Consider the following 26,118-nt stretch of genomic DNA (forward strand, 5'->3'; position numbering starts at 1 on the left):
TACCGCTTGCGGGAGGGCGGAATTATCCTGCCGCGTCGTCGTAGCGCTGGCACTCCCCTCCCGCAAGCGGGAGGGGCTGGGGGTGGGCTTTCGCTACCCTCGCACATTGCAGCACTTTAACTGCGCGCGCGACGCAACATCCATCAGCTTGGCCGCGATGCGCCCATTCCTGCCTCGAAACACCGTTCGCGCCCGCCAGCTTCGCAACGAAGCCACTCCGGCAGAGCGGCTGCTCTGGCGCTACCTTTCGCGATCCCAATTGGGCGTCAAGTTCAGCAGACAGATGCCGGTGGGCCCGTATTTCGCGGATTTCCTCTGCCGGGAACTGGCGTTGGTGGTCGAACTCGATGGTTGGTCGCATCAGGTACGCGTCGAATACGATGCCGCGCGCAATCGCTGGATGGCAGCGCATGGATTGCGGGTGATGCGGTTTTCCAACGAGGCGGTCATGCGGGAATTGGAAGGTGTGGTGACGGCCATTCGTGAAGAGGTTGCGGTTATACGGCGGCGGCAGGACGGCCCACCCCGCTGCGACTAGGCAGCAAGCTGCCAAGTCTCGCGGCCCTCCCGCCTGCGGGAGGGCTGGAATGCGCTGCCGCTTCGCCGTGGCGCTGGCACTCCCCTCCCGCAGGCGGGAGGGGTTGGGGGTGGGCTTTCACTGCCCTCTCGGCACAAACCATTTTCCTACACCTCCCCGCTCACGTTACACCGTCCCGCCAAGGGGAAATCAGGTCCAACAGCGTGAGCGAGGTTGCCTCATGTCCTCCACGAAACGTTCGGGTGTGCGCGGCACGAATCCGGCGCTTACCCCCGCCGCCGTCACTCCCCCTCCCCCCAATTACAAACAAAGCTCCGGGGAGGACTTGCATTGTGCTTCGCGGCGGCCGGGGCGGCGGACTTCGCGGGTGGCGTTCTTCGAGGACGAGCCCGATGACGACGATCCCCTGCTGGGCTTTGCGCCCTATCTCCACAAGCAGCCGCGCCGGAATGCGATTACGCCCGACCGGCAGCGCGCCTTCATCGCCGCCCTCGCCGCCAGTGGCATCGTGACGCAGGCGGCGCGGACGATCGGCGCTTCGATGGAGGCGCTCTACAAGCTGCGCGCGCTGCCGGGCGCGGAAGGGTTCGCCGCCGCGTGGGAAATGGCCATCGACCGGGGCATGGCGCGGCTGGAGGACTGCGCACTGGAACGCGCGATCCGGGGCGAGGAGCGGCCGGTGGTCAGCCGGGGAGAGGTCGTCACCACTTACACCCGTCACGATACCCAGCTGATGCTGTTTCTGCTGCGCCAGCGGCGCGCGCATCGCTATGGCGCGGACGTGGACTTGCGCCCCGGCTCGCCCGCTTACGAGCGGATCCGCGCGGAGATCGAGGCGGACGCTCCCTCGGTGGAGGAAGTGCGCGCCTCGCTCCATGCCAAGCTGGCGCGGCTGCGCGAGGAAGTGGAGGCACGCAAGGCGCGGGAGGGCTCCGAATAGCGCGCTGACCCTCCGCCTTTCGGGTCAATAGGTGACGGTGATCGTCAGCGTATCGGCATAACTGCCGACGGGCACGTTCTGCAGCGCCGGAATGCGGCCATAGGCGGTGGCGCTGGAACTGAAGTTGAGCACTCCGTTGAGCGAGACCTGCACGATGCTGGCTCCGCCGGTGCCGTCTCCCCAGACCGTCGTGTGGCCCGAGTTCGAAAAGATATTGTAATAGAGCAGGTTGGTTCCCGAAATCATGCGCCGCGTGGTGGCGCTGCCGGAACCGCCGGTGCTGAGGGCGATGTCGGCGGTGCTGAGCACGCTGGCGACACTGGTGCAGTTGATGGTGACGGTGGCGTTGGTGTCGAGCGGGGTGGAGGCGGTCTGGTCGTAGTTGCCGAAACTCATGGCCGTGGTGGTGACGGTGCAGGAGCAGAGGCAGAGCGCCTGCGCGGGCTCGGTCGGCAGGACCAGCCCGGCGATAGCAAGCATGGTCGGAGCGAGCATGGCGGGCTTGCGGAAGCGGCGGGAAACGCGCCAGCGGGGAACGGCCCGGCAGGAAACAAGGAGGCGGGGCCGGGTCATGACCCGGCGATCCTCGGCTCGCCCTCACAAACCGCGCGGATCGGCTGGGCCAGGGCATCCGCAGGGACAGCGTCGCCCAGCCGGACGATGCAATCCCGGCCCTGCCCCGCGCTGCCCGAACCGTAGCGGATGTGCAGCACGGCGTGGGGCACGAAGTCTTCCAGGAACACTTCCCCGCCATGCCCGGTGACGGTGCTCACGGGCGCGGCCCCGGCGGCCTCCATCACCACTTCGTAGCCGGCGTCCAGCGGCGCGCCCGCCTCGTCCACGACAAGCAGGCGCGCGGGATGCGCGGCGGGGCGGCCGAACGTGACTTTCACCGCCTTGCCCCATCCGGGAGTGACGGTCTGCGTGGCATCGCCGAGCGCGGCCTCGATAGGTATGCGCACCGGATCGACGGCAAGGCGGTTGGCGACGTAGGGGACCAGGCCGGTGACCAGCACGTGGCCCGCCTGCCCGCCCTTGGCCGAGAGCGGCATGGGCACGGGGCGGTTCTCCAGCAGGACGGCGGCGCCGGGCGCGCCGGTCAGGTCGACCACGGCGAAGGCATCTCCCACTTGCTGCGTGGCGGCCACGGTGCCCTCTGCGGCAACGAGCGCGCCGCGCGCCTCGATCCGGGTGGACAGCGCCTGTTCGCGGTAGAGCCCGGCCACCGAGATATCGCCGGCGGCGGTGCGCAGGGTGGCCATGCCTTCGGTCCAGATCGCGCCCGCGTTCGCGTCCCGGTTCTCTCTGCCCACGGCCATGCGGTAACCGAAGCCGGAGCCGGTGGGCACGGCCTTGTCATAAAGCGCGGAGACTTGCCCGGAATCGGCGTTGAGCGAGAGATGGCGGGCGCGGCCCAGCGGCATCGTCACCATGCCGAACAGCCAGTCCGTACGGCCATCGTCGCCGCTCTGCCGCTGCGCGCCCAGGCTGAGGAAGGCGTCACCAAGCATGATCGAATAGCTGACGGAGGCCAGCGTGCTGCGCGAGGGGCCGATGCGTGCGGCCAGATAGCCGAGGTTGACCGATCCCGCGCGGCCCAGCGCAAGACTGCCCGACAGTGCGAGTTCGCGCCGCTCCCCGCGGTCGATCGCGGGGTCGCCCAACTGGCGGTACCCGGCACTCGCGACGCGGTAGCTGGCGGTAAGGCCGTAATTCCGTGTCAGGCGCTGGGCCTGCACCTGCAGCAGCGTGCCGCTGCGCCCGTCGCCGGTGGAAAGTGCCCCGGCCAGACGGATTTCGCCCAGCGGCTGGACGACGATCTGCGCCCCCAGCCCGCCGCCCGTGACGCCCGCCCCGCTCTCCAGCCGGCCTTCCAGCGTCAGCGCCGCGCTCATGCCCCGCCGCAGGGACAGCGCGCCGAAGCCCGGCCCGTAGGAGAAGCTGCGCAGCCCGTAGTACCGCCGCAGCAGCCCGCCCTCCAGCGCGAAGGCGCTCAACCCCGGCTGCAGGGCGGAGGTGCTGGCGTAGAAGCTGCGCGTCACCACCTGGCTGTTGCCGGCCACGTCGCGCACGATCATCGTCACGTCGCCAGCGCCGTTGAACTGCGGGCGATAGGCGTAGCTGAACAGCCCCGGCTGCACTGCAAAGTCACGCATGCCCTCGCGCGCGGCGAGTTCCACGGTCGAGGGCAGCGCCGAACCGCCGTGCAGCACCGGCAAGGGATAGGTCAGCCGCGCGGGGTCGAGCGAGAAATCGGTGCCGATGCGAATGCCGCCAAACCGCACCGGTTGGCCCCACGAGGCGCCCTCGTCCAGGCTGTCGCCCACCACCATCCGGACGCGGCGCCCCGGAAAGTCCAGCACATAGGCGGTGTCCAGCCGCGCGTTCGGCGTCCCGCCCGTGCCGACGATCCCGCTGGTGGCGAACACCCCCCAGCTTCCCGAGGCCGCGAAATCGAGCAATGCGGAAAAGGCGGTGGTGCGGCTGTCCTGCAAAAAGGAGAGGTCGTAGTCCAGATGGGCCGCCGGGATCGGGCGGCTGACGGCCACCGGCGCATCGGGCGCGCCGATCCGCACCGGCGCATAGCGATCGGCCGAAACGTCGATCAGCAGCAGCATCCCGCTGGCGTCCAGCCGCGCCGTCACCCCCGGCACAGCGTCCAGCGCGACGTAGTCTTCCCCCGCCAGCGTGGCCGAAACCACCCTGTCCGGTAGCGGCACGCCGCAGGCGGCAAGGTCTTCGCGCCGCAAGTTGAGCCGCCTGCCGACCAGCACGAGCAAACCGTTGCAGCCGCTATCCTGCCCGTTCACCACCACGCCCACCGGTATGGCCGCGCCCGGTGGTGCAATCGGCGGATCCGCGCGTGCGGTCCCGGCCGGAAGGACCAGCACCGCTGCCGCAAGCAGAAGGGCATGACGGGAAGACACTGGAGATCGGCCATGGCAATGACCGCTCAAGGCCCCGCGCGAAGGCGCAGGTCGAGCGGGCCGTCAGGCGTGATCGCGCGGACGGCTTCCGGCGCCCCCGCAAAGCCGGCCGGCAAAGGCACTTCCGCGCGCCCGCCGGCAAGAATGTAGAAACTGCGCCCGATACGCGCCTGCTGCCCCGGCGGCCGCGCGGTCAGTTCCAGGGCCGTGACCTGCGCATGCCGCAAGCCGCGATTCTCTATCACCAGCGCCGGAACGCCGCCGTCCGCCCCGATCGACCAGACAAGATCGGGCCGCGCATCGGGCGAGGCGCGAAACACCGGCACGCTGATCCGCAGCAATGTGCGCACGCCGCCCGCCGACGGCCCCGGTCGCGGCAATTCGTCCAGCACCAGCCGCCAGCTCTGCTCCCCCGGCCCGCGCGCCGGAGGCAAGCCGCAGCGCACCAGCCGTTCCTCCTTGCCACCCAGCGTCAGGATCGTCGGATTGATCTGGAACCCGGCATCCTCTGCCAGCACGTCCACACCGTTCGCATCCTTCGACCAGCCGTAGCCGTGCACTTGCACCGAGACGGGCACATCCTCGTCATTGGCGACGGTCAGGCTGCAGAACCGCGCATCCGCCGCCACTTCCACGCGGATCGGCATGATCCGCAGGCTGCCCGCCGCAACCGGGACCGCGATTCCGACCGCCGCCAGCGCCAGGGCTGCAAGGGCGCACCGCCGGATATCGCGCGAACGCATCAGTAGTTGACCGAGACCGTAACCGTATCGGCATAGCTGCCCGCCGGCACGTTCTGAAGAGCGGGTATCCGCCCGTATACGGTGATCGATGCCGGCGAGGTGGTGGCGGTGGCCAGGGCCGGCGTATCGGTGCCCGGCGTATTGCCCCAATTGTTGGTGCGGCCGGAATCGCGGTAAAGCGTGTAGTTCAGCGCATTGCTGCTCAACAGCATCTGCCGCGTGGTGACCGTGGCACCGCTTGTCGCGCCGGCGTTGAGGCCCACCGTGTAGGTGGATCCGGTGGTGCAGTTGACGGTGATCGTGCTGGTGCCGTCCAGCGGCGTGGCCGAGAGCGGATTGTAATTGCCGAAGGCCAGCGCGGTGGCGGAAACGGTACACGATGGCTGCACCGTGGCGGTGACGGCCATCGTCGTCGTCGTGGTGGCGGCCTGCGCGGCGTGCGGAGCGGCGAACGCAGTTACCGCAAGCATCAGGAAATACGGCTTGCAAACGTTTGTAAGAAGCCGATTCGCAAGCGCGGCGGAACGGGGGGCACGGTTTTCCATGTCCCGCAGGGTGCATGATATCCCTTGATATTGGCTCGCGGCGGGCCCCGTGTGATCTACCTATTTTCCTGCAATGCCCGTGGCTTGCGCAGTTAAGAGACCCGCACGTCATTCTTAACGGCGTTCGCTGTCCGCCGGTGCCGCAAGCAGCCCTCCCCGCGGTGGCCGGGAACATCGGTCACAGGCCCGACGCACGCGAACGCCCGTCCAGCCGGCCGGGGAAGAACGCATCGAGATTATCGGGAATCCACCCGATTGCCGGGCGATGGCAGGAATATCAGCATCCGGATCACCAACCGCCGCCATGCCGGAGAATGCGGATGTCCATCATCGTCACCCCCGAGAATTTTCTGCGGGCCGAAACCGATCTCTATTTCACGGCCGTGGCGATCAAGGACGACGCACTGGGAAAGCTGTGCCATCGCCGCGCGCTTGTTCCGATCGACAATCAGAACATCATCCGCGAAAACCGCGATACCGTCTATTCATCGGCGGTCTTCGATCTGGATGCAGGGCCGGTGACGCTGGCCCTGCCCGACGCGGGTGAACGTTTCATGTCGATGGAAGTCATCGACGAGGATCAATACGTTCCGCACGTCTTCTACGATGCCGATCCGCACCGATTGACGCGCGAAGAGATCGGCACGCGCTACGTCATGATCGGCTTGCGCACATTGCTCGATCCCACCGATCCCGAAGATCTTGCCAGGGTGCATGCCCTTCAGGATGCCGTTCGCGTCGATCAACCGGGCGGGCCGGGCCGTTTCGAGATACCCGACTGGGACCAGGACAGCCAGAACCGGGTCCGCGAGGCCTTGCTGGCGCTGGCCCGGACAATGCCCGATACCAGCCGGGGCTTCGGCCGGAGGGGCGAAGTCGACCCCATCCAGCGGCTTGTCGGCGGCGCCGCAGCCTGGGGCGCCAACCCGCCCGAGGATGCCATGTATCTCAACGTCACCCCGAAGCGGAACGATGGAAGTACCGTTCACCGGCTGACCGTGAAGGACGTGCCGGTAGACGGCTTCTGGTCCGTGATCGTCTATGACGAAAAGGGCTACATCCCCAGGAACGACCGCGAGGTTTACGCCTTCAACAACCTGACGGCCGCGAAGGATGCCGACGGAGGCGTCACCATTCAGTTCGGCGGCCAGTCCGGGGGCGGCAGCGGTTCTGCGGCGAACTGCATTCCGATCGTTCCGGGATGGAACTACATGGTTCGCCTCTATCGCCCGCGACCGGAAATCGTGCAGGGACACTGGAAATTCCCGGAAGCGCAACCGGTCGGGTGACGGTTCGGGCATTGGCGGATTCGGCCCATGGGGCGTCGTCGCCAGTGCCCCCCGAAATGCCGCCCCACCTGAAATATGGTGCAATATTTGCGACATCATGGCGCGCGTGCGCGGCCGTAATCCGCGCCCAGGCACTCATGCCCAGCGTCGCGGATGCCGTCGATCCTGGGCGCGGGCGCTGACGAAGGCCGACTTTACCGGCCTGCTTCCCCGAATTCCGAAAGAACGAACTGAAATCTATGCGATCGTCAATTCATCGGCGTGCTTCGGACACGGCCTCGTTGATCAATTCGGATGCGGTGCAAGTCAGCAAGATCTTTCCCACACCGCTGGCCAGCATCGCCCATCCCGATGCCGCGCGCCTGAACCGGGATCTGACCGCGGCCATATTGGCGCGAGAGGCGGCCGACCCCGGCGTTCGCCACAGCAACCAGGGCGGCTGGCAATCGCAGGACAACTTTCTGGACTGGAGCGGCGAAGCCGGCGCGGATCTGGTTGCCTTCGCGCTGGCTTTCGCGAACCGGATGTCCGCCATCTGGGATCCCGGCAGCGGCCTGCTGGAAGCCGATCTCGACTGGGCGTTCAATGCCTGGGCGAACGTGAACCGCAGCGGCCAGGGCAATGTCGGCCATGCCCATCCCGGTTGCTATTGGTCCGCCGTCTATTGGGTCGACAACGGAATGGACGATGCCGACGAGGCTTCGGGCGGCGAGATCGAATTCCTGGATCCCCGTGGCTCCATGCCGATCATGCTCAATCCCGCGATCAAGATGCGGATCGAGGGATGCCTTCTGGCCGGCCTCAAGCATCAGGTTCGCCCGCAATCGGGCACGCTGCTCATGTTCCCGTCATGGCTGATCCACGGGGTGAACATCTTCGAGGGCAAGCGGCCCAGGATTTCCGTGGCGATCAACTTCGTACCGCCGATGGCCGCGTAAAACGCGTTACCCTCGACGGGGGGAGCGAACGGCGGGCATCGCCAGCCGGCCCCTCCCCCCCTTCGAACCGACTCAGTCGATATCCAGCAGCTTCGGCGCGCCCATGCCATCCATGAAGTTGGCAAGGTTGCGGTGCAGGTTGATGACCTTCTGCTCCTGATGCGGGTTGGGCAGCGGGCCACGGAAGCCGGACGACTTCATGCCCTTCTGCACGAACTGCATGTTCGAGAAGTCCTGCGCCAGCACCGAACCCCAGTTCTCGCCGATGGGATCGGCATAGACCCATTCGGTTTCCGGCTCCTCGCCTTCGGGGAAGCGTTCGAGGGCGTAGCTTTCGAACACGCACTTGTCCGGGTCGTCGCCATAGGGGCGCACGCGGTAGCAGAGCGCAAACGTTTCGCCATGAAGGATGTTCTGGTTGGGGAACAAGCCCCAGGCCAGCCCCCCTTCCTTCTTGATCTCCGGCGGAACTTCCGGCCAGACCACGCCGCGCGCGGCATCGTCGGCGCGGGCGGACTTCAGCCAGTGGGCGATGATCTCACCCGGCGTGGCGGTCTCCGGAAGCTCGTCCACCAGGCGGCTGGCGGCGTTCACCAGCGTTTCGGTGGAGGCGGAGTAGTTCACCGTCTCGTAGTTTTCACGGATCAGTTCGTAAGTGGAGACGCGGGCGTCATCCCCCTTGCCGGCGCGGGTGGTGCCGGCGCTTTCGCTCATCTGGAACTTGGCGTCACGGGTGTCGTAGCTGGAGACCGAGTGGAGGCCGTACTGCTTCGACAGCGCGTAGTAGTCGCCATAGGCCAGGAGCTGCGTATGGGTGCCGGCGACGTGGTAGGGTTCCAGGAACGCCTCGATCGCGGTCTTCCAGTTGCAGTCGTAGATGGCCCACTGGCGCCACTTGTAGTGCATGCCGGCCAGGTCGAAGTGGTCCAGGATCTCGCCCGCGCGGCCCATCCATTCCTTCAGCGGCACCGCATCGGGGTCCATGCTGATGTAGATGTAGCCGCCCCAGGTATCGACCTGCACGTCCGAGAGGCAGGTCATCTCCGGCGTCAGCTTGTTGTGCCAGTCCTGCGGGTCAAGGATGTAGGTGTTCTTGCCGTCCAGATCGAACGTCCAGCCGTGGAAGCCGCAGACGAAGCTCTTGCGGTTGTTGCCGCGCACGTCGTGGATCTTGTTCGGCAGCATGTCCGGCACCGAGACGAGCTGGCGGCCGCGATGCGGGCAGACATTGTGGAAGGCGCGCAGGCTGCCATCGTCCTTGCGCAGGACGATGATCGATTCGTCGGCGACGTTGTAGGTCATCCAGTCGCCGGGGTTCGGCAGGTCCGTCTCGCGCTCCACCATCTGCCAGACCTTGGGCCAGAGCAGCTTCTTTTCCGCTGCCAGGTAGTCCTTCGAGAGGAAAGCGGTGGTGGGATAAGTGGCGAGGCGTTCCTCGTCCATGTCCTGCGCGGTCAGCGTGGCTGCCTGACCCTTGGCCGTATGATTGGTGCCCGTCTCTTTCACGTGGCCTCTCCTGTTATCAACAGCGTTGTTCATTAAGCCATCGCCGGCGCGGCGACCAGAGGGATTTTGCCCTGATCGCTGCCGGGATGGATGAGGCCAGATGGGGGAACGGGCCGGTACGGCCCTTCAAGCGTGCTTGCGGAAGTCGCTGGCGGGAATCGGGCCGATCAGTTCGCCATCGTCCCACTCGACGCGGCGGTAGCGGTTCTCGTCGAGGCCGAGCGGAGGCAGCGGGGTGTAGACGTAGCGGCTGAAGGCATAGACCCGGCGAGCGGGCAGAAGCGCGGCGCGGACTTGTCGGACGGGCGTGATGTGGCCGCGATAGCCGCCGAAGGCCCAGGCATCGGTGGGGGCGCGGCTGGCCATGACCACCAGCGGGAACGGGCAGCCCGGGCCGTGATACTCCAGCATGCAGGCCTGCTGGACGACCAGCCCCACCGACTCGTGCGAGACCAGCAAGGCAGCGTGCGGGCTATGCGCGACAGTCTCGACCGTGCGGCGCCAGTCCTGCGGTTTCGGTATCCAGACGAGCGTGACCAGTTCGTAGAGGCCGACCGCCGCCATTGCCGCCAGCACGCCTCCGCGCATCAGAACACGCCCGTTACCCGCAAGCGCGGCGGCCGCGAGCAGGACGGTGAAGCTGGCGCACCAGTGCAGCGTGTAGTCGGAGATGATCGGGTGAACGTGGTCCGCCACCTTGAACATGGCGAGGGCGGCGATCAGGATGAACAGCGCCAGCCGCGTGGCGCGGTCGCCGAAGGTGCGGATGACGCCCACGGCCATCAGCACCGCCATCAAGGCCGATCCCGCTTCCCCATCGAGCAGGAGCTGCAGGTTCATGCTCGACAGCCAGTCCTCGAACGAGAGCGGCTCGATCCAGGCGATATTGGCGGAGGCGGCGTGGACTTGCGCCACCGCGATCCATAGCGCCCAGCCGGACAGGGCCGCCACGGCAAGGTTCGCGGCGAACAGGCGCGTCAGCACGGCCCTGCCTACGCCTTGGCGCAGCGCAGCCTCTGCCAGTACCGCCAGCGTGGCGATCACCGGCCAGAGCAGCATCGTCGTATGGCTGTAGACCGCCACCACCGCGCCGCCGGCGTAGAGCGCCCAGCCCATCGGCCGGTCGTCGTCCAATGCCGCCAGCAGGCCGACGAACGAGACCGTCACCGCCAGCTTGGCCAGCACATAGCCGCGCAAGTATTCGGACTGATAGATGTCGGAGGGTGAGAGCGCGAAGAGCAGCACCGCCATCGCCGCCGCCGCCCAGCCCCAGCGCTTCCCGGCGATCCGCGCGATCAGCCCGATCTGCGCCAGCGAGAGCAGCAGCGGCAGCAGGCGCAGCAGCGTCTGACTGTCCGGCACCGCCATGCGCCAGAGCTTCAGCAGCGAATAGAACAGCGGCGGGTTCGTCTCCCGCAGCATCCACGGCCCCCACAATTCCGCGAAGGACCGGCCGGAGAAATAGAGCGAGGCATATTCGTCGAAACCGAGCGGGGCCGGCTCCTGCCGCAGCCGCAAGGCCAGCGCCAGTGCGAAAGCCGCCACGACCATGGCGATGGGCATGGCCCCTGCGAACGTCGAACGCGATGACAGCCTGGCGTACATGCGAGTTCCCCAAGCGCGGACAAAGGCGCTTCCCCCGCTGCGATGTCTAGCCACCATGCGTCAGGGCGCAAGTGTCACGCGCTGGCTGGCAAGGTTGAACGAAAAAGGAGGGAGCCCCGCAAGGCCCCCTCCCCGTCATTGTCGTTACGCCATCGATCAGAGAGCGATCACACCGCCATCATCCTTGGTGATCGCCACGATCGCCGAGCGCGGGCGCACCGTTGCGGCGGCCGTGCCGGTCTGGCTGTCGGGCCAGTGGCTGGACGGGGCCGTCACGGTACCTTCCTCGCCCGGGTGCTGGATGCCCACGAACAGCGTGCGGCCGTCCGGCGTCATATCGATGCCGGTGATCTCGCACTGGACCGGGCCGACCAGGAAGCGGCGCAGCGTGGCTGCCGATGCCGCCTTGCCGGCGATGGTCGCCTGCGTGGCGGTGGCGCCGGTCGAGTCCTTGTTGGTGATGGTCTTGGCGCCGCCGTCACCCACTTTGCCCGGCAGCGCGGCCAGCAGCATGCAGTTGGTGCGGTCGGTCATCGCGCCGTCGTCGGTCTCGATCCACAGCACCGGATTGATCTGGCCCGCCGGGTTGGTGTCGCGCGAGAAGTAGCAACCGTCCGGGCTGGAGAAGTCGTTGTCGACCGTCAGGCCCGAGATGTTGACGTTGGTGGGATCGGCATCGGTGGCATCGGCGCCGAACAGGTAGATGTCCCACTTGAACGTCGTGGCGGCGGTGGTGTCGCCATCTTCGCGCAGGCGGATAATGTGCCCGTTCGGGTTGCCGTACTGCGCGGTGTTCGAAGCGCCCTTGGGATCGTTGTAGTGGCGCGGGTTGGCGGCATCGGTGCCGTTCAGCGGGCGGCCGGCGGCGTTGTTGTTGGTGAGCGTCAGATAGATTTCGCCGGTCACCGGGTTGCCGGCCGTCCATTCCGGACGGTCCATCGGCGTGGCGCCCACCGCATCGGCGGCAAGGCGGGTGTTGACCAGGATGTCGGCCTGGTCGGCAAAGACGTATTCCGGCGTCGTGCCGCTGACCGGGCGGTTCGGCACCTGGCCGAACACCAGCGGCAGCCACTTGCCCGTACCGTCGGCATTGAACTTGGCGACGTAGAGCGTACCGGCGTCCAGATACTTGTCGCCCATGGCGAGGCGGCTGGTGCTGGCGGCGTCGGCAGCGGCGTAAGTGGTGCTCGATACGAACTTGTAGAGGTACTCGCGGCGGGAATCGTCGCCCATGTAGAGGCCCAGCTTCTGGCCGGCGACGGCGCGCACGAAGGCGCCTTCATGGCCCATGCGGCCCAGCGCGGTACGCTTGCGCGGGGTCGATGCCGGGTCGTAGGGGTCGATCTCCACCACCCAGCCGTACTGGTTGAACTCGTTGCGATAGTCGTCGGCCGCGGTGGCGCCGGTGATCGTCGCGTTCCACTTGGTGTAGATCGAATCGGTGGAGTTCGCGGTGGACCACGCGAAGTTGCCGGTGCGGCTGGTGACGCCGTAGCGGCTGATCGCGGTCATTTCGCGCACGGTGCGCTTGGCGTCGTCCGCCGCGTCACGGCGGAAGTAGCCGGCCCAGTTTTCCTCGCACGTCAGGTTGGTGGCCCAGGGGGTGATGCCGTTGGCGCAGTTGTTGATCGTGCCGCGCCCGGTCTTGCCGGTGGGCGAATAGGCGGTGAACAGCATGGCCGAACCGGCCGCCGGGCCGTTGAACGCCATCGGCGTGTTCGGGGTGATGCGGCGGTTGAAGGTGCTGTTCTGGACGTAGGCCCACTTGCGGCTGCCGGCGTCCTTGTATTCCGACACCGAAACGCCGTGCGCCTCGATCTCCTTCAGCGCCTCGTCCACCGGGCGCGGGCCGGTGGAGACGTTGGTGGGGCCGTTCGGGTGCAGGTACTGCACGTTCAGGTTCTCATGGTTCTGCACCATCAAACCGCGCGTGGAGCTGGTATCGTCCCGCGCGCCGGCCGTCGAAAGGCCGAAGAAGTGCAGTGCATCGCCATGGTCGCCGATGCGGTGGGCGAAGTCGGCATCGGTGCCGTTGTTGGCATAGGCGGCGGTGGTGGCCGAAAGCGGATCGCCCAGGCGGGTCATGACGGTGACCGAGTAGCCGGTGGGCACGGCAACCACGTCCGCCAGGCCGTGCGGCACCGCGGTAAAGCCCAGCGTGTTGGGCGATACGCGCACGGTGGTCTGGGCGGTCTGCGAATGGCCGCCCTGCTCCACCACGGCGAACGTGAAGACCAGATCGGTGGCGGTGCTGACGGCCGGCGCGATGAAGGTGACGGTCGAACCCGTGCCGGTCAGCGTGACGGCGGTGCCGGAGGTCTGCGCCCAGGCGGTGGCCACGCCGTCGGTACCGTTGGCCGGGGTACCTGTCAGCGTGACCACGCGGCCCGAGCTGGTGGCGGCATTGGCGCCGGCCGAGATCGTTACCGAGCTGGCATTGTCGTCATCGTCGGAGCAGGCGGCCAGCAGCGCGGTGCCCATGAAGGCCATCGTGGTGGCACCGGCACCGCGGAACAGGGCCTGACGGCGCGAGTAGCGCTGGTCCGCCAGCGTCTCCAGCGAAGGCACTTCGCTGGCATTGGTATCGACATCGCCATCGGTATACCCGGTGGCGGGCAGGTCATGTGTCATGGATATGCCCCTATTGTTGCAGGTCTTTCAGTCGCGGGGCGATTGCTAGGGGGCGAAGATGGCAATCTGGCGCAAGTTTGATGGCAGTTCGAAGACGGTCCCGCGACGAACCGGCCCGAACCATTTCAGTCGTCACTTGCAGCGATTTGGATGCCGGAAATCAGTAAGTATGCTGCGCGTCAGATTAGTCCGAAATGGATGCAGTAACCGGCCACGGCATGACGTTTTACTCGGGGCGTTCATCCGCAATGGTTTGCACTACGGGATGGAACGCAGAGTCGTAACGGGCCAGCACGGCGATCTCCCCACCCTGCTCCATGTGCGAGATCAGGCGCGTGCCGTTCCAGTAGTGCAGCGCGTAGACCGGCGGCTCGTCGGTGATCATCGCGCGCTTGTCCGGGTGGGCCAGGTCCAGCGGCGTCAGGTCCAGCGCAACCGGGGCGGCGCTCGATCCGCAGACGGTGGCGGGAATGCCGTTCCACAGCGTGTGGATCGGCCGGTGCAGATGCCCGGCGATCAGGCCCACGACTTGCCCATGCCCGTCCAGCGCGGCGGCAAGCCGGGCGATCCAGGGTTCGCGCGCATCGCAGTCCAGCCAGCCGATGCCGCTTTCGAACGGCGGGTGGTGCAGCGCGATCACCGTGGGCGTGGCCGGATGCGCGGCCAGTTCGGCGGCCAGCCAAGCCGCGCGGACATCGCAGAAGCCGCCGCCGTGGCGCCCTTCCTCCAGCGAATCGAGCACCAGCACGCGCAGGCCTTTCAGCTCGATCGCATATTGCACGAAGCCCTGATGGCTGGGGCAATCGGGGAACGCCGCCAGCAGCGGCCCGCGCAAGTCATGATTGCCGGTCATCGGCGCCACGGGGATCGGGCAGCTTTCCACCAGCCGCGCCAGCAGCGCATAGCTTTCGGCGTCGCCATGTTCGGTCAGGTCGCCCGAAAGCAGCAGCAGGTCCGGCCGCTGCGGGCTTTCGGCAATGCGCCGCAGCACCGCCAGCAGGCGGCGGACATTGAACTCCTCCGGGTTGCCCCGGTCGAAGCCGATATGGATGTCCGTCACTTGGGCAATCAGCAATGCGAATCTCCCGAAGGCGTGTTTTCGTTATAGGTCCTGACCCTAGGCGCCCGATCTGTCCGGCGTGTTGACGCCCGTGGTTACCGGCAATTCAAAGGCATGCACCGCGTCGCGCGGCATGGCGCGGCGCGATCCCGACGATACTCCGTGGAAACCGTGGCACATCGCGCATGTGGACGGCACTTTGGCCGGTCCCGGCAGCAGCGTCACCCCCTGACCGGCGCCCACGTGACAAGTGCGGCACTGCGCGATGCCCGGCAGCAAGACGTCCGACGCGCGGTCAGACTTCGGCGCGGCGTGGCAGCTGGTGCAGCTTTCCTGCCGGTGCGCGGCGTGATCGAACCAGCCCTTGGTCATGTAGCGCATCGGCTGATGCACCGGCACGACGCCCGGCTTGCCGTCGATAGTGGCGGCACGATGGCATTCGCCGCAGACGCCCTTGCCGGACAACGCCGAGGCCAGCGTCAGCCCCGGCCAAGTCGATTGCACCGGCTGGCTATAACGGAACTGGTAGGGCCCAGCGTCCCCATAGACGCCCGGCCGGCGCCGTGCACCCAGTTGCGCGGCGGCAGGGCGGGAGGACATGAAGGCGCGCGGGGTCCAGCGCGCGGCGGCAAGGTCGGCGGCCAGCTGCTCCACGTCGCCATGCCGCAGGCGACGGACGATCCCGCCCACGCGGTCATAGGCAAGCGAGTGGCAGCCTTCGCAATCGCGCTCCATCTTGATCGGCTGGAAGCGCACGCCGTCCTCGGTCGGGCGGTGGCAGTCCTTGCACTGGAGGCCGTTCGCGCCATAGCCGCGTGCATCGTTAGCGTTTTTAAGGCCAACATTCATCGCCATGCGCGCCACGCCGCCACGCGGATCGAGGTGGAGGCGATGCGGGAAGGCCAGCCCGTTGTCCTCGCTCAGCGGCGTATCGAGCGTGCGTTCGGCGGTCCTCCCGCTCATCGCGTCAGTGACCACGGTGGCCGTGAACTGCGGGTGCAGGCGCGTGAAGTCCGCCGCATTGCCCAGCCGCGTATCGGGCAGCTTGTCCTTCAGCGCACCGTGGCAATCGGCGCAGAACTGCTGGGCCGGTTCGGCCATGCGCGTCGCGCCCTGGTGCTCGACATGGCAATCGCGGCAGGCGCCCGGCCCCTCGTGCCCGAAGGCGTGGGCGACGGACCACAGCGCCCGCTCACCCAGCGGCAGGTTGCCGCGTGCAGCGGCCAGGCGCGCCGGATCGGCATGGTCATGCACCGCCTTGTGGCAGGATCGGCAGGTGGCATCGCCCACCGGCTCGAACGGCTTGACGTGGCAGGTCTCGCAGCGGTCGGTCAGGGTATGGTGGGCCAGGCTGAGTTCGCCGGGGTTCCAGCTCCTGTCCCCGATCACGCCCTTGTCGGGCGCCCCTTGGACATTGCGCGTGAGATTGCTGACGATCGGCACCGCAAGGAACGCCACCAGGATCGCCAGCGCCAGCGTCCAGGAAACCCAGCGCTTGCCCGGCACCACGCCTTGCAGCGAAAAGCCGCGCTTGCCTTCCAGGTCGCCCGAGCGGGTGGTCGCGCCCTCTCCCTTGCGCACGGTCAGCAGTACGGCGCCGTCGGCATCGCGGCCCAAGGTCAGGCGATAGGTGCCGAAGCCCAGTTCGCCGCCGACGTTCGGATCGATCGTGGCCGCCCGCGTCTCACTGCCATCGAGGACGAAACCCAGCGTTCCCGCCGCTTCCGCGCGCACGCGCCCCTCGGCGGCCAGCGTGAGCACGGCGTGGCGCGGCTCCACCGCAAGGTCGGGCAAGTGCAGGTCGTTGTCGGCAAGGCGGCCGATGGAAAGCGTATCACCCGCGACATCGCGGTCGCGCACGATCTCCCGCCCGGCGGCGGTGCGTTCGATCTGGCGGATGCGGAAGGTCACGCGCGGCTCACCAGTAGAAGAACACGGAAACGATGTGCGCGGTCAGCGCGGCAAGCAGCGCCATCGTCGTCGGCACATGGACGTAGAGCCAGACTTCCAGCAGCGCCTTCAGCCGCATGTGCCGCCGCAGCCGGTCCAGCATCGCCTTGCGGCGCATCATCAGCTTTTCCACGCGCTCCACATCGGGATCGGCGGCGTCCAGCCCGGCGATGGCCCGCTGCGTGGCGCAGCGCGGATAGGTGCCCGAAAGCCGCCGCCACAGCCCCGCTGCAAACGGGTCCTGCGCCAGCGCCACCAGCACCAGATCGGCCTCCCGCCGGGCCAGCGGCTGCGCGGCTTCGTCCAGCTGGCGGTCCAGCGCGCGCATCGCCTCCACCATCTGGCCCTGCGTCATCCCCTCGCGATTGGAACTCAGCACAGCGGGCAGCGAGGCATAGGCCCAGACCCCGAACAGGCCCGAGGCGATCACCAGCATCATCAGCGCATAGGCCAGCGTGTGGACGTTCCAGCCCAGCTGGAAGCCGGTGTGCAGCGTCCCCACCACCACCAGCGAGAGGCCCAGATAGACATGCGCCGATGTCCACGCCTTCAGCGACCAGCGCCCCGGCGTGATCGCCCGCTTGCGGATGCCCAGCACCGAAAGCCAGACGATCAGCAGCGCGCCGATCGTGCCCAGCGTATAGCCCAGCCAGGTGCCCCCACCCGGCCGCGGCGTGGGATCGGTGAGCAGATAGGCGGCGATGGAAACGAGGCACAGCGCGCCCGCCAGCTTCGCCCAGCGAAAGCGGCGATGGCGCAGGAAACCTTCGTGGCTGCTCGTCACCTCCCGGTTGGCCCGGTTGGCCGGGTTGGCCCGGTTAGAGCGCAGGGGCGTGGTCGCCATCAGCCCTCCTCCCCCAGCCGCGCGACGCTCAGGAACGCTTCGGGCGAGACGCGGATCGCCGCCCCGGTCGGGCAGGCGCGCACGCAGGACGGGCCGCCGTCGATCCCCGCGCACATGTCGCACTTGATCGCCTTCTTCGGCTGTTCGGCAGGACCGGCATGCTTCTTGCGCCACAGCTTGTCCGGCTCGCCCGGCCCCGGCCCGCGCCCCAGGAACATCCAAGAGAGAAGCGAGGGCTTCTTCGGCAGCACCGCGTCCATCCGGATCACGCCATAGGGGCAGTTGCGCTGGCAATTGCCGCAGCCGATGCAAGTCTCGTCGATGAACACTTCGCCGTCCGGCCCGCGCCGGATCGCGTTGGGCGGGCAGTCGGCCATGCAGTGCGGATGCTCGCAGTGGCGGCAGGACGTGGGCACGTGGAGATGCGCGTAGGTCGTCCCCGCTTCCCGGTCCAGGCGGGAGAGGCCGTCGTGGCTGTCCGCGCAGGCCTTCTCGCAATTGTCGCAGCCGACGCAGAGCTTCTCGTCGATCAGCAGTACGTCGGTCGCCTCGCCGATGCCGTTGTCGACCAGGAACTGCGCGGTCTGCGAATACATGTCGACCACGCTGGAGAAGTTCTCCTTGCGCCCTTCGATGAAGGCATTGACCTCTCGCCGGCGCTCCATCTCGCCCAGCGCCTTGCTGCGCAACTGCGGCTTGCGGTCCAGCAGGCGCACGAAAGCCTCGCCCGGCAGGCGGATCAGTTCGGAACGGATCGCCGCACGCACCGTGGCGGAGCGGCGCGATCCGTCGATCACCGCCATTTCGCCCACGTAGGATCCGGCGGGCAGATAGCTGAGGAACACCGGCTTTCCGGCAATCTCCCGCTCCACCACCATCGATCCACGGCGGATGATGAAGATGTCGGTGCCCTCGGCCCCTTCCTTCATCACCACTTCGCCCGCGCGCGCCTCCACCACTTCGGCCCCGGCGACGAGTTCGGCGATATCGTCCGGCGTCAGGCCCGATCCGAAGATCTGCAGCAATTGCCGCTCGATCGAGATACGGTTGACCGCGCGCGCGGCGGCGGGCGCGGTAGCCATCAGCTTCAGCGCGGCCGCGCGCGGCAGTTCGACGACGACGATGTCGCTGCCCGCGCGCACCGTCGCCCCGCGCCGACGGCCGGAGATCAGGCCCACTTCGCCGAAGATCGATCCTTCGCCGATCGGCACGGTGATCGAAGGATCGTCCTTGTTCACTTCCACCAGCACCGATCCTTCGGCGATGGCGAAGAGCGAGGAGCCCGGCTCATGCCGCAGGAACACCGGCTGCCCCTTCGGCACCGCGCGCACGGCGGAATCGAGCATGATCTCACGCAGTTGCAGCGCCGAAATCTCTCGGAAGATCTCGATCCGCTCTCCGAACAGGGTGAGCCATTCGTCGACACCCCGATCGCCATTTACGCTACCGGGAAGCGGTGCGAACTTTTCGGCCAGGATCGGTTCGTCCGCCGGTTTCAGCGCGGTATTGCCGTTCAGGAACTCGACCACGTCGTAGCCCTGGTTCATGCAGTGCTTGATCAGCGGATAACCCGCCAGCGCGCCGATCACGTGGATGCCGGGCCGCGTCGTCTCGAACTGTGGGGAGAGGACGGGAAACGCCTCCCGCTCCGGGCTGGTGAACAGGATGCCGCAGTCTTCCACGAACTTGCGCGGCGGGGCGGAGCCGGTGCGGGCGATGATGCGATCGCAGCGGATCGTCTCCTGCCCGTCACGCGTATCCAGCACCATTTCCCCGGCCCGCACTTCGGCCGGCGTCGTTTCGTGCCGCACGCGGATGCGGCCCGCCGCCTCCGCCTCTGCCAGCAGGGTGACGTTGCCTTCCTTGGCGCGGGCGAATTCGGTGCCGCGATTGAGGATGGTGACCACGTTGCCCTGCGCCGGATCGGCGGCAAGGCCCAGCGCGTTCTCGATCCCCGCGTCGCCGGAACCGACCACGGTGATATGCTCGTCCACATATTCGCCCGGATCGTCCAGCTGGTACTGGATATGCGGCAGGTCCGCGCCGGCGCAGCGCAGCCGGTTGGGATTGCCCTGCGTGCCGATGGCCAGGATCACCGCCTCCGCCGCGATCCGGGTGCCATCCTTCAGGACGAGTTCGAACGCGCCCTTCTCCCCCTCGATGGCGGTGACTTCGGCATTGTAGCGCACGTGGATGCCCAGCGCGGCGGCGTCATCGTCCCAGGTGCCCAGCACCGCCTCTCGCTTGCCGGCGTCGAACCCGAAGTCCGACCGCAGCACCAGCGAGGCGGGCGTCGCCATCACGTGCTTGCCCTTCTGGTACTTGAAGATCGTGTCCGACAGGTGGTCGGTCTTTTCCAGCAGGACGTGGCTCATGCCAAGCGCAGCAGCACGGCCCGCCGCACTCATGCCGGCGGGGCCCGAGCCAACGATGGCCAGTCGGACGCGATCGGTCACTGCATTCCCCCTGTCGAGCCGCGACAGCCATAGCTTTGGCCATCGCCATGCCGTCCATTTGCCCCCCGATTGCAAAGTGCGGCGAAATTCCGCATCTGCTCGCGCGAGTGTCCGACATGCCCCCCGTGGGGCCGACAGGCGCTCTCATGGATCGGTTTTGCCGAGGATTCAACAGGGGGCTTGTCGAATATGGGGGGGAAGATCGGGGTCCAGCGCGTGGCGCTGGTCGTCGCCGGGCTGATTGCCGCGGGGGCGGTGGGCACGGCGGTGTGGCACGGGCGCAAGCCGGCGGACGCGTCGCCAGACGCGAATGCGCTGGCCCCTGCCGCCACTGCGGACCCGATCGGCACGCTGGAACAGGCCACCCGCAATGCGCCCACGGACGCCACGGCATGGCAGAAGCTGGGCTTCGCCTACTTCGCACAGAATCGCTACGGCGAAGCGGCGGATGCCTATGCCCGCGCCGCCGCCATCGCGCCGGACAAGGCAGTGCTGTGGTCCGCGCTGGGCGAAGCGCGGGTGATGGCCAGCGAGCATGACCCGATGCCCGCCCCCGCGCTGGAGGCGTTCCGCAAGGCCGCCGCTTTGGACAAGGCCGATCCCCGCGCGCGCTATTTCCTGGCGGTGAAGCGCGATCTGGACGGCGACCATGCCGGCGCGCTGGACGACTGGCTGGCGCTGCTGCGCGACAGCCCTGCCGACGCCCCCTGGCGCGGCGATCTGATCCGCACGATCGATCAGGTCGCCACCATCAACCATCTGGACGTGAAGGCGAAACTGGCGGCCATGCAGGCCCTGCCCGCCGCCGCCCTGCCGCATGCGCAGGAGATGCCGCTGGCCGCACAGGGCATTCCCGGCCCCAATGCGGGCGATATCGCCGCCGCCGCCCGCCTTGCCCCGCACGAACAGCGGGCGATGGCGGACGGCATGGTCGCCAAGCTGGAGGCGCGCCTTGCCGCCGATCCGTCCAACGTGGACGGCTGGATCATGCTGATGCGCAGCCGGATGACGCTGGGAGAGGCGGACAAGGCGCGCAAGGCCCTCACCGATGCTATCGCCGCAAACCCTTCACATGCCACGGATTTACGCCAGCAGGCGGAAGTGCTGGGCATTCGCTGAGGCTTTTCCGCGTCTCCAGGATTAGCCAGAACCAATCGCCGCGCCCCGCAACCGGCTTCCCCTTCGCGCGTCATGAAGGGCATGTGGCCCATCTTCGAATCGATCTTGCCGGGAGTCCGCCATGAGTGAAGAACGCGAAATCGAGGGCGTGCCCTGCATGTGGATGCGCGGCGGCACTTCGAAGGGCGGCTACTTCCTCAAGCACGAACTTCCCGCCGATCCGGCCGCGCGCGACGCGTTCCTGCTTTCCATCATGGGCTCCCCCGATCCGCGCCAGATCGATGGCATGGGCGGCGCCGATCCGCTGACCAGCAAGGTCGCGGTCGTTTCCAAGTCCACCCGCGAAGGTATCGATGTCGACTACCTGTTCCTGCAGGTGTTCGTCGATCAGGCACTTGTCAGCGACCAGCAGAACTGCGGCAACATCCTGGCCGGCATCGGCCCCTTCGCCATCGAGCGCGGGCTGATCGCGGCCAAGGGCGACGAAACCAACGTCGCCATCTTCATGGAAAACACCGGCCAGGTTGCCGTCGCCACCGTGCAGACGCCGGGCGGTGTCGTGACCTACAAGGGTGATGCCAGGATCGACGGCGTGCCCGGCAGCCACGCCCCGATTCCGCTGGAATTCCGCGACACTGCCGGCTCCTCCTGCGGCGCGCTGCTGCCCACCGGCAATGCCGTGGACGAAGTGAACGGCGTGCGCGTGACCTTGATCGACAACGGCATGCCCTGCGTGGTGATGAAGGCCGAAGACGTCGGCATCACCGGTTACGAAGACCGCGAGAGCCTGGACGCCAATACCGAGCTGAAGGCGAAGATCGAGGCCATCCGCCTTGCCGTGGGCGAGCGGATGAACTTGGGCGACGTCAAGGACAAGTCGGTTCCCAAGATGATGCTGGTCGCCCCGCCGAAGCATGGCGGTGCGGTGACCGTGCGCAGTTTCATTCCCCACCGCGCCCACGCCACGATCGGCGTGCTGGGCGCCGTGTCGGTGGCGACGGCCTGCCTGATCGAAGGCTCGCCCGCCGCCGAAGTCGCCATTAGCCCCGAGGGTCGCCGCAAGACGCTATCGGTCGAACATCCGACCGGAGAAATGTCCTGTGTCCTCGAAGTGGACGAGGGCGGCGCCGTCGTGAGCGCCGCCCTCCTTCGCACCGCGCGCAAGCTGATGGACGGGGTGGTTTTCGCCGGCTGAGCAACACGCCGCCGGAAAACCTATCCAGGACAGGCACTAACTCCAAAAAACGCTCGCCGCAGCGCAACATTCCGCGTTATCAGGGCTTCAAGGGATTCATAAGTGTCCCGCCTGACAGGAGTTGCGCCATGACCCGTAAGCCCTCGGCCTCGAAACTCGTCCTCGCGGCATCGATTGCCACTCTTCTTGCCGTTTCCGCCTGCAAGGGCCCGCAGACCGCGCCGGACAGTTCCGCCAGCGCATCCGATTCCGCCGTGGACGTCGGCGCCATCGTCAAGGAGCGCAAGGCGAACTTCAAGGACATCGGCAAGTCGAACAAGGTGGCCAAGGCCGCGCTGGAAAGCACCCCGCCCGATTTCGCCACCGCATCCTCCGCCGCTGCCTCGATCAAGGAAGATGCGGGCAAGATCGTCGGCTTCTTCCCCGAAGGCACCGGCCCGGACGCCAGTTCGAAGACCGAAGCCCTGCCGGTGATCTGGCAGAAGAACGGCGAATTCAAGGCCGCCGCCGCGAAGCTCGCCAGCGCGGCCGACGAACTCAAGACCGCTGCCGACGCCAAGGACCTTGCCGCAACGGCCAAGGCGATGGGCAACATCGGCGGCGCCTGCAAGGGCTGCCACGAGCAGTTCCGGAAGAAGGACAAGTGAGCGCGGCGCCGGATAGCGCCGGCGTCCGCACGCCGCTCTGGGATCTTCCCGTCCGTTTCATCCACTGGGCCTTCGTGGTGCTGATCCCGGCGCTATGGTGGACGGCGGAAAACGACAGGATGGCGCTGCACATGCAGATCGGCACGGTGCTGCTGCAACTGCTGGTGATCCGCATCCTGTGGGGCTTCGTGGGCGGATCGACCGCACGCTTTTCGGCGTTCGTGCGGGGTCCCGGCGCAGTGCTGGGGCATTTTCGCGGCAAGGCGAAAGCCATGCCCACCGCCGGCCACAACGCGGCCGGCGGATGGAGCGTGATCGCGCTGCTGGGGCTGATGAGCCTGCAAGTCACGCTGGGCCTGTTCTCGGGGGACGAGGACGACGGCGTGACCGGGCCGCTGAACCACCTCGTCTCGTTCACCACGTCGGACCGGGCGACCAGCCTGCACGGGGTGGTGTTCTATCTGATCCTGGCGCTGATCGCGCTGCACATCGTCGCGGTGCTCTATTATCGGCTGGTGAAGCGCGACGACCTGATCGCGCCGATGGTGACCGGCAAGCGCGTGCTGCCCGCCGGCACCACGGGACTGGTGCGCGCGCCGGCCTGGCGGTTCATCGCCTGCGTGGTAGCGGCGTGGCTGATCGGCTGGGCGATCTGGAGCGGGGTGAAGGCGTAGGGCCGAATAGTCCTGCGCCGCGACCGACCGGGGATATGAACAAGCTTACCCTGCGATACCGCTATGATTCCAGCTTCTTCGACGCCGCGGAGGTGCGCGACGATTTTGGTCGCCTCTCCATCGACGTCCGGACGGATCGTTTCTCGGGCACCGGCGCCTTTTGGGTTCAATGGCAGGACGTGAAGCAATTTGGAGAAGCCCTCTCCGCTTTTCCCATAGCGACCGGCAGTCCCATCGTGGCCCAATGGGGCTGCAACAGGCAGGAAGGCGACGATTTGATCCTGCGCCTTGAGATCGCCCCTGCCAATAGTCGAGGCGAACTGGCCGTCCGGTTCGTGGTGGCGGACGATTTAGCCCCCCACAACCGCGTGATGGGCGAATTCCTGACGAGCTACGCGGAGCTGGATACATTCCGCATCGGCATCGAACGCCTGATGAATCACGAGGCGGACCAAGCCGTGCTTGAGGGGCACTGACGCGCGGCCCCACCCCCAGCCCCTCCCGCCTGCGGGAGGGGAGTAACAGCGCTCTGATGTCCGCTGTCAACGTTTCAAGCACGCGGAAGCGTTCGCCCTGGTGAGCGGCCTATAGTCAGCCGCGCATAGGTGGGGGAGGGACCTGAGAGACGTCGGTGATCAAGCTCTGATACGCGGGTTGGATACCGCATTCCCGATTTTGCGTCCGGGGCTTATCCTGTCTAACATCGGGCGTCGGCGATGCCGGCCACATAGCGCTGACGGATGTTCCCCTGCCGTGGTCCCACCCCCGCCTGTGCGCGGTGGTGGCGGTCTATCTCAAGCGGGCTGCGCCTCCCGGGCGACTGCCCACATAAACCCCGCCAGTTCGCGGGCGATCGCTGCACACACGACAGTCGATTTCTTGCCTCTGGCGCTTAGTGTCCGATAGCGGGAGGTCAGCCGGCTCTGGGCCTTCCATGCGATCTCACGCACCTCAGGGGTGGTTTGTTCGAGGCGGTAGAGCTTCTTAGGTCCAACCCGTGGGGGCATGCGATAGCTCCACGCGCTTTCCACGAGCATGTGACGGACGCGTTTATTGCCAGCCTTTGTGATGCCGCCTCGCCGGATTGTATCGCCCGTGGAGCGTTCGCTCGGTACCAAGCCGACATAGCCCATCAGTTGGCGGGGACTGTCGAAGCGACGCACATCGCCAATCTCGGTTGCGAAGGTGACGGCAACAATCAGGTCTACGCCGCGCAAGGCTTGAAGAGCTCGAACAACCGGCGCTAGCGACCAGGCAGGCAGGAACTCCTCTATTGCCGCTTCAATCCGTTTGATCCGTTCCGTGGACACCCGAACAGCATCAACGAGTTCCTGCAAAGCGATTTGGTGCGCAGGATGATCGAAGCGTTGCTCCTGAAGCCAGCGGAGGTAGCGCATGCTCCACGCAACCTTGCGCGGATAAATCCGCCCATGCTTCAACATGAAACCACTGACTTGTTGGCGGTTCACGCGCTGAGCTTCGACCGCCGCAGTGCGCGTGCGAACCAGATCGCGCATCGCTTCATGGCCCTCGTCTGGGACCCATACTGGCGTAAGTTCTCCCGCGCGAAGCAGCTTCGCCAGACCCACCGCATCCCGCCTGTTGGTCTTTATCCTGTCGCCCGGCTTTCTGGGGATCAATGATGGCGCCACGACTTCGCACGGATGGCCCATGGATCTGATGAGGCGGTAGAGGCCGTAACCCGTAGGCCCCGCCTCGTAACAAAAATGGGCGCCACCATGCTTGTCTACAATCCGCTGTATGACACGCCGCATCGAGTCAGGCGACGCGTCAACTTCGCCCAGATACCGAACTTCACCTCCTCGCTCGTTATCAGCGATCGCGATCGCATTGCGCGACTTGGCGGCGTCGATTCCGACGAAAACACCTGTATAGTTCTCCACGGCTCGTCCTCCTGCGATGAGGATCGGCTCGGCCGGCCCGAGCAACCCTCGGAAGCACAGTGTAGGGCGAGCCACCCTGCATGCCGATGGCGGACATACGGTCTAATCCGAAACGACAGGGCAACCCTGCCCTCCCGCAAGCGGGAGGGCCGCGAGACTTGGAGAGCCGCAGGCGAACCTAGTCGCAGCGGGGTGGACAGACGCCGCGCCTGCACTCCATCCCACGCCTTACCCCTTCAACGCCCGCAGTTCCTTCCGCACCGCCATGTAGTTCGGCAACACGCTGTTCGCATAAGTGCCGAAGATCGGCAGGTCCGCACGATCGATCGTTTCCGCTTCGGCGTAGTGGGCAATGATCGCGTCGGAATCGTTCATGTACTCGCCCGGAGCGTACTGGACGGTGGGGAACGTCACCTTTTCGAAATGCGGCGCCAGTTCCTCGCGGATGGCCGCTTCGTTGGCGTCCCCCGCTGCGAACACGCGCTGTTCGAACTGGTCGAGCAGGTCCGCTTCCAGCAGGAATATCCGCAGCTTCAGGCAATGCGGGCACGTCGCCTTGAGGTAGAGGACGGGACGGAAAGTATTGTCAGACATGGCTTTTCCTCGG

Annotated in this window: 22 protein-coding genes; 9 read left to right on the plus strand and 13 right to left on the minus strand. The window is 66.8% G+C overall.

What is annotated here, in order from left to right; genetic code table 11:
* Positions 1-157: 157 nt before the first annotated feature.
* Positions 158-538 carry an endonuclease domain-containing protein gene (locus WBP07_RS10400; protein WP_395390961.1) on the plus strand — a complete coding sequence of 127 codons (381 nt, stop codon included), beginning with the start codon at positions 158-160 and terminating at the stop codon, positions 536-538.
* A gap of 367 nt (positions 539-905) precedes the next feature.
* Entirely contained in the window at positions 906-1,478 is a 573-nt protein-coding gene (locus WBP07_RS10405) for a hypothetical protein (RefSeq protein ID WP_395390962.1), read from the plus strand.
* Positions 1,479-1,502: 24 nt separating this feature from the next.
* Here WBP07_RS10405 and WBP07_RS10410 read toward each other — a convergent pair whose 3' ends face one another.
* The 4 genes from WBP07_RS10410 to WBP07_RS10425 are packed head-to-tail and all read right to left on the minus strand — an operon-like array spanning position 1,503 to position 5,618.
* The gene (locus WBP07_RS10410) at positions 1,503-2,051 is read right to left on the minus strand and encodes a spore coat U domain-containing protein (protein WP_395390963.1); all 549 of its coding nucleotides are present in this window, start codon (positions 2,049-2,051) and stop codon (positions 1,503-1,505) included.
* Positions 2,048-4,405 carry a fimbria/pilus outer membrane usher protein gene (locus WBP07_RS10415; RefSeq protein WP_395390964.1) on the minus strand — a complete coding sequence of 786 codons (2,358 nt, stop codon included), beginning with the start codon at positions 4,403-4,405 and terminating at the stop codon, positions 2,048-2,050. The genes WBP07_RS10410 and WBP07_RS10415 overlap by 4 nt, the downstream gene beginning before the upstream one ends.
* Positions 4,406-4,431: 26 nt before the next feature.
* Positions 4,432-5,148 carry a molecular chaperone gene (locus tag WBP07_RS10420; protein WP_395390965.1) on the minus strand — a complete coding sequence of 239 codons (717 nt, stop codon included), beginning with the start codon at positions 5,146-5,148 and terminating at the stop codon, positions 4,432-4,434.
* A complete protein-coding gene (locus WBP07_RS10425) occupies positions 5,148-5,618 on the minus strand; it encodes a spore coat U domain-containing protein (RefSeq protein ID WP_395390966.1) in 471 nt (156 codons plus the stop codon). The genes WBP07_RS10420 and WBP07_RS10425 overlap by 1 nt, the downstream gene beginning before the upstream one ends.
* A 395-nt stretch (positions 5,619-6,013) precedes the next feature.
* Between WBP07_RS10425 and WBP07_RS10430 the strand changes: the two genes are divergently transcribed.
* Positions 6,014-6,982 carry a DUF1254 domain-containing protein gene (locus tag WBP07_RS10430; protein WP_395390967.1) on the plus strand — a complete coding sequence of 323 codons (969 nt, stop codon included), beginning with the start codon at positions 6,014-6,016 and terminating at the stop codon, positions 6,980-6,982.
* A gap of 299 nt (positions 6,983-7,281) precedes the next feature.
* Complete coding sequence (locus WBP07_RS10435) at positions 7,282-7,920, plus strand: TIGR02466 family protein (protein ID WP_395390968.1); 639 nt, start codon at positions 7,282-7,284, stop codon at positions 7,918-7,920.
* A gap of 72 nt (positions 7,921-7,992) precedes the next feature.
* Here the strand turns inward: WBP07_RS10435 and WBP07_RS10440 are convergent, their stop codons facing one another.
* From WBP07_RS10440 to WBP07_RS10470, 7 genes are all read right to left on the minus strand, one after another.
* Positions 7,993-9,363 carry an SRPBCC family protein gene (locus WBP07_RS10440; protein WP_395395769.1) on the minus strand — a complete coding sequence of 457 codons (1,371 nt, stop codon included), beginning with the start codon at positions 9,361-9,363 and terminating at the stop codon, positions 7,993-7,995.
* A gap of 189 nt (positions 9,364-9,552) precedes the next feature.
* A complete protein-coding gene (locus WBP07_RS10445; protein ID WP_395390969.1) occupies positions 9,553-11,031 on the minus strand; it encodes a hypothetical protein in 1,479 nt (492 codons plus the stop codon).
* A gap of 156 nt (positions 11,032-11,187) precedes the next feature.
* The gene (locus WBP07_RS10450; protein ID WP_395390971.1) at positions 11,188-13,662 is read right to left on the minus strand and encodes an alkaline phosphatase PhoX; all 2,475 of its coding nucleotides are present in this window, start codon (positions 13,660-13,662) and stop codon (positions 11,188-11,190) included.
* 226 nt (positions 13,663-13,888) lie between these two features.
* Positions 13,889-14,737, minus strand: coding sequence for a metallophosphoesterase (locus tag WBP07_RS10455; protein WP_395390972.1), 849 nt, complete (start codon positions 14,735-14,737; stop codon positions 13,889-13,891).
* Positions 14,738-14,779: 42 nt separating this feature from the next.
* Positions 14,780-16,633 (minus strand): cytochrome c3 family protein, encoded by a 1,854-nt coding sequence (locus tag WBP07_RS10460; protein ID WP_395390973.1) that lies wholly within the window; start codon positions 16,631-16,633, stop codon positions 14,780-14,782.
* Positions 16,634-16,640: 7 nt separating this feature from the next.
* Complete coding sequence (locus WBP07_RS10465) at positions 16,641-17,516, minus strand: hypothetical protein (protein WP_395390974.1); 876 nt, start codon at positions 17,514-17,516, stop codon at positions 16,641-16,643.
* Positions 17,516-19,972 (minus strand): cyclic nucleotide-binding domain-containing protein, encoded by a 2,457-nt coding sequence (locus tag WBP07_RS10470; protein WP_395390975.1) that lies wholly within the window; start codon positions 19,970-19,972, stop codon positions 17,516-17,518. The genes WBP07_RS10465 and WBP07_RS10470 overlap by 1 nt, the downstream gene beginning before the upstream one ends.
* A gap of 189 nt (positions 19,973-20,161) precedes the next feature.
* Between WBP07_RS10470 and WBP07_RS10475 the strand changes: the two genes are divergently transcribed.
* From WBP07_RS10475 to WBP07_RS10495, 5 genes are all read left to right on the plus strand, one after another.
* Positions 20,162-21,091, plus strand: coding sequence for a tetratricopeptide repeat protein (locus WBP07_RS10475; RefSeq protein ID WP_395390976.1), 930 nt, complete (start codon positions 20,162-20,164; stop codon positions 21,089-21,091).
* 121 nt (positions 21,092-21,212) lie between these two features.
* Entirely contained in the window at positions 21,213-22,286 is a 1,074-nt protein-coding gene (locus WBP07_RS10480) for a 4-oxalomesaconate tautomerase (RefSeq protein WP_395390977.1), read from the plus strand.
* A 128-nt stretch (positions 22,287-22,414) separates the two neighbouring features.
* The gene (locus tag WBP07_RS10485) at positions 22,415-22,933 is read left to right on the plus strand and encodes a c-type cytochrome (protein WP_395390978.1); all 519 of its coding nucleotides are present in this window, start codon (positions 22,415-22,417) and stop codon (positions 22,931-22,933) included.
* Positions 22,930-23,607, plus strand: a complete 678-nt coding sequence (locus tag WBP07_RS10490; RefSeq protein ID WP_395390979.1) for a cytochrome b/b6 domain-containing protein — start codon at positions 22,930-22,932, stop codon at positions 23,605-23,607. Before WBP07_RS10485 ends, WBP07_RS10490 begins: the two co-directional genes overlap by 4 nt.
* 35 nt (positions 23,608-23,642) lie before the next feature.
* Positions 23,643-24,083: a hypothetical protein gene (locus WBP07_RS10495; RefSeq protein WP_395390981.1), complete on the plus strand. Its 441-nt coding sequence runs from the start codon at positions 23,643-23,645 to the stop codon at positions 24,081-24,083.
* 318 nt (positions 24,084-24,401) lie between these two features.
* On the opposite strand, the gene WBP07_RS10500 is transcribed toward WBP07_RS10495, so the two are convergent.
* Together WBP07_RS10500 and WBP07_RS10505 are read right to left on the minus strand one after the other, a co-directional pair.
* Complete coding sequence (locus WBP07_RS10500) at positions 24,402-25,511, minus strand: IS110 family transposase (protein WP_395390983.1); 1,110 nt, start codon at positions 25,509-25,511, stop codon at positions 24,402-24,404.
* Between the two features lie 228 nt (positions 25,512-25,739).
* Positions 25,740-26,105 carry a glutathione S-transferase N-terminal domain-containing protein gene (locus WBP07_RS10505; protein ID WP_395390984.1) on the minus strand — a complete coding sequence of 122 codons (366 nt, stop codon included), beginning with the start codon at positions 26,103-26,105 and terminating at the stop codon, positions 25,740-25,742.
* Between the last annotated feature and the right edge of the window lie 13 nt (positions 26,106-26,118).

The sequence above is a fragment of the Novosphingobium oxfordense genome (genome assembly GCF_044029435.1).
Classification (GTDB): domain Bacteria; phylum Pseudomonadota; class Alphaproteobacteria; order Sphingomonadales; family Sphingomonadaceae; genus Novosphingobium.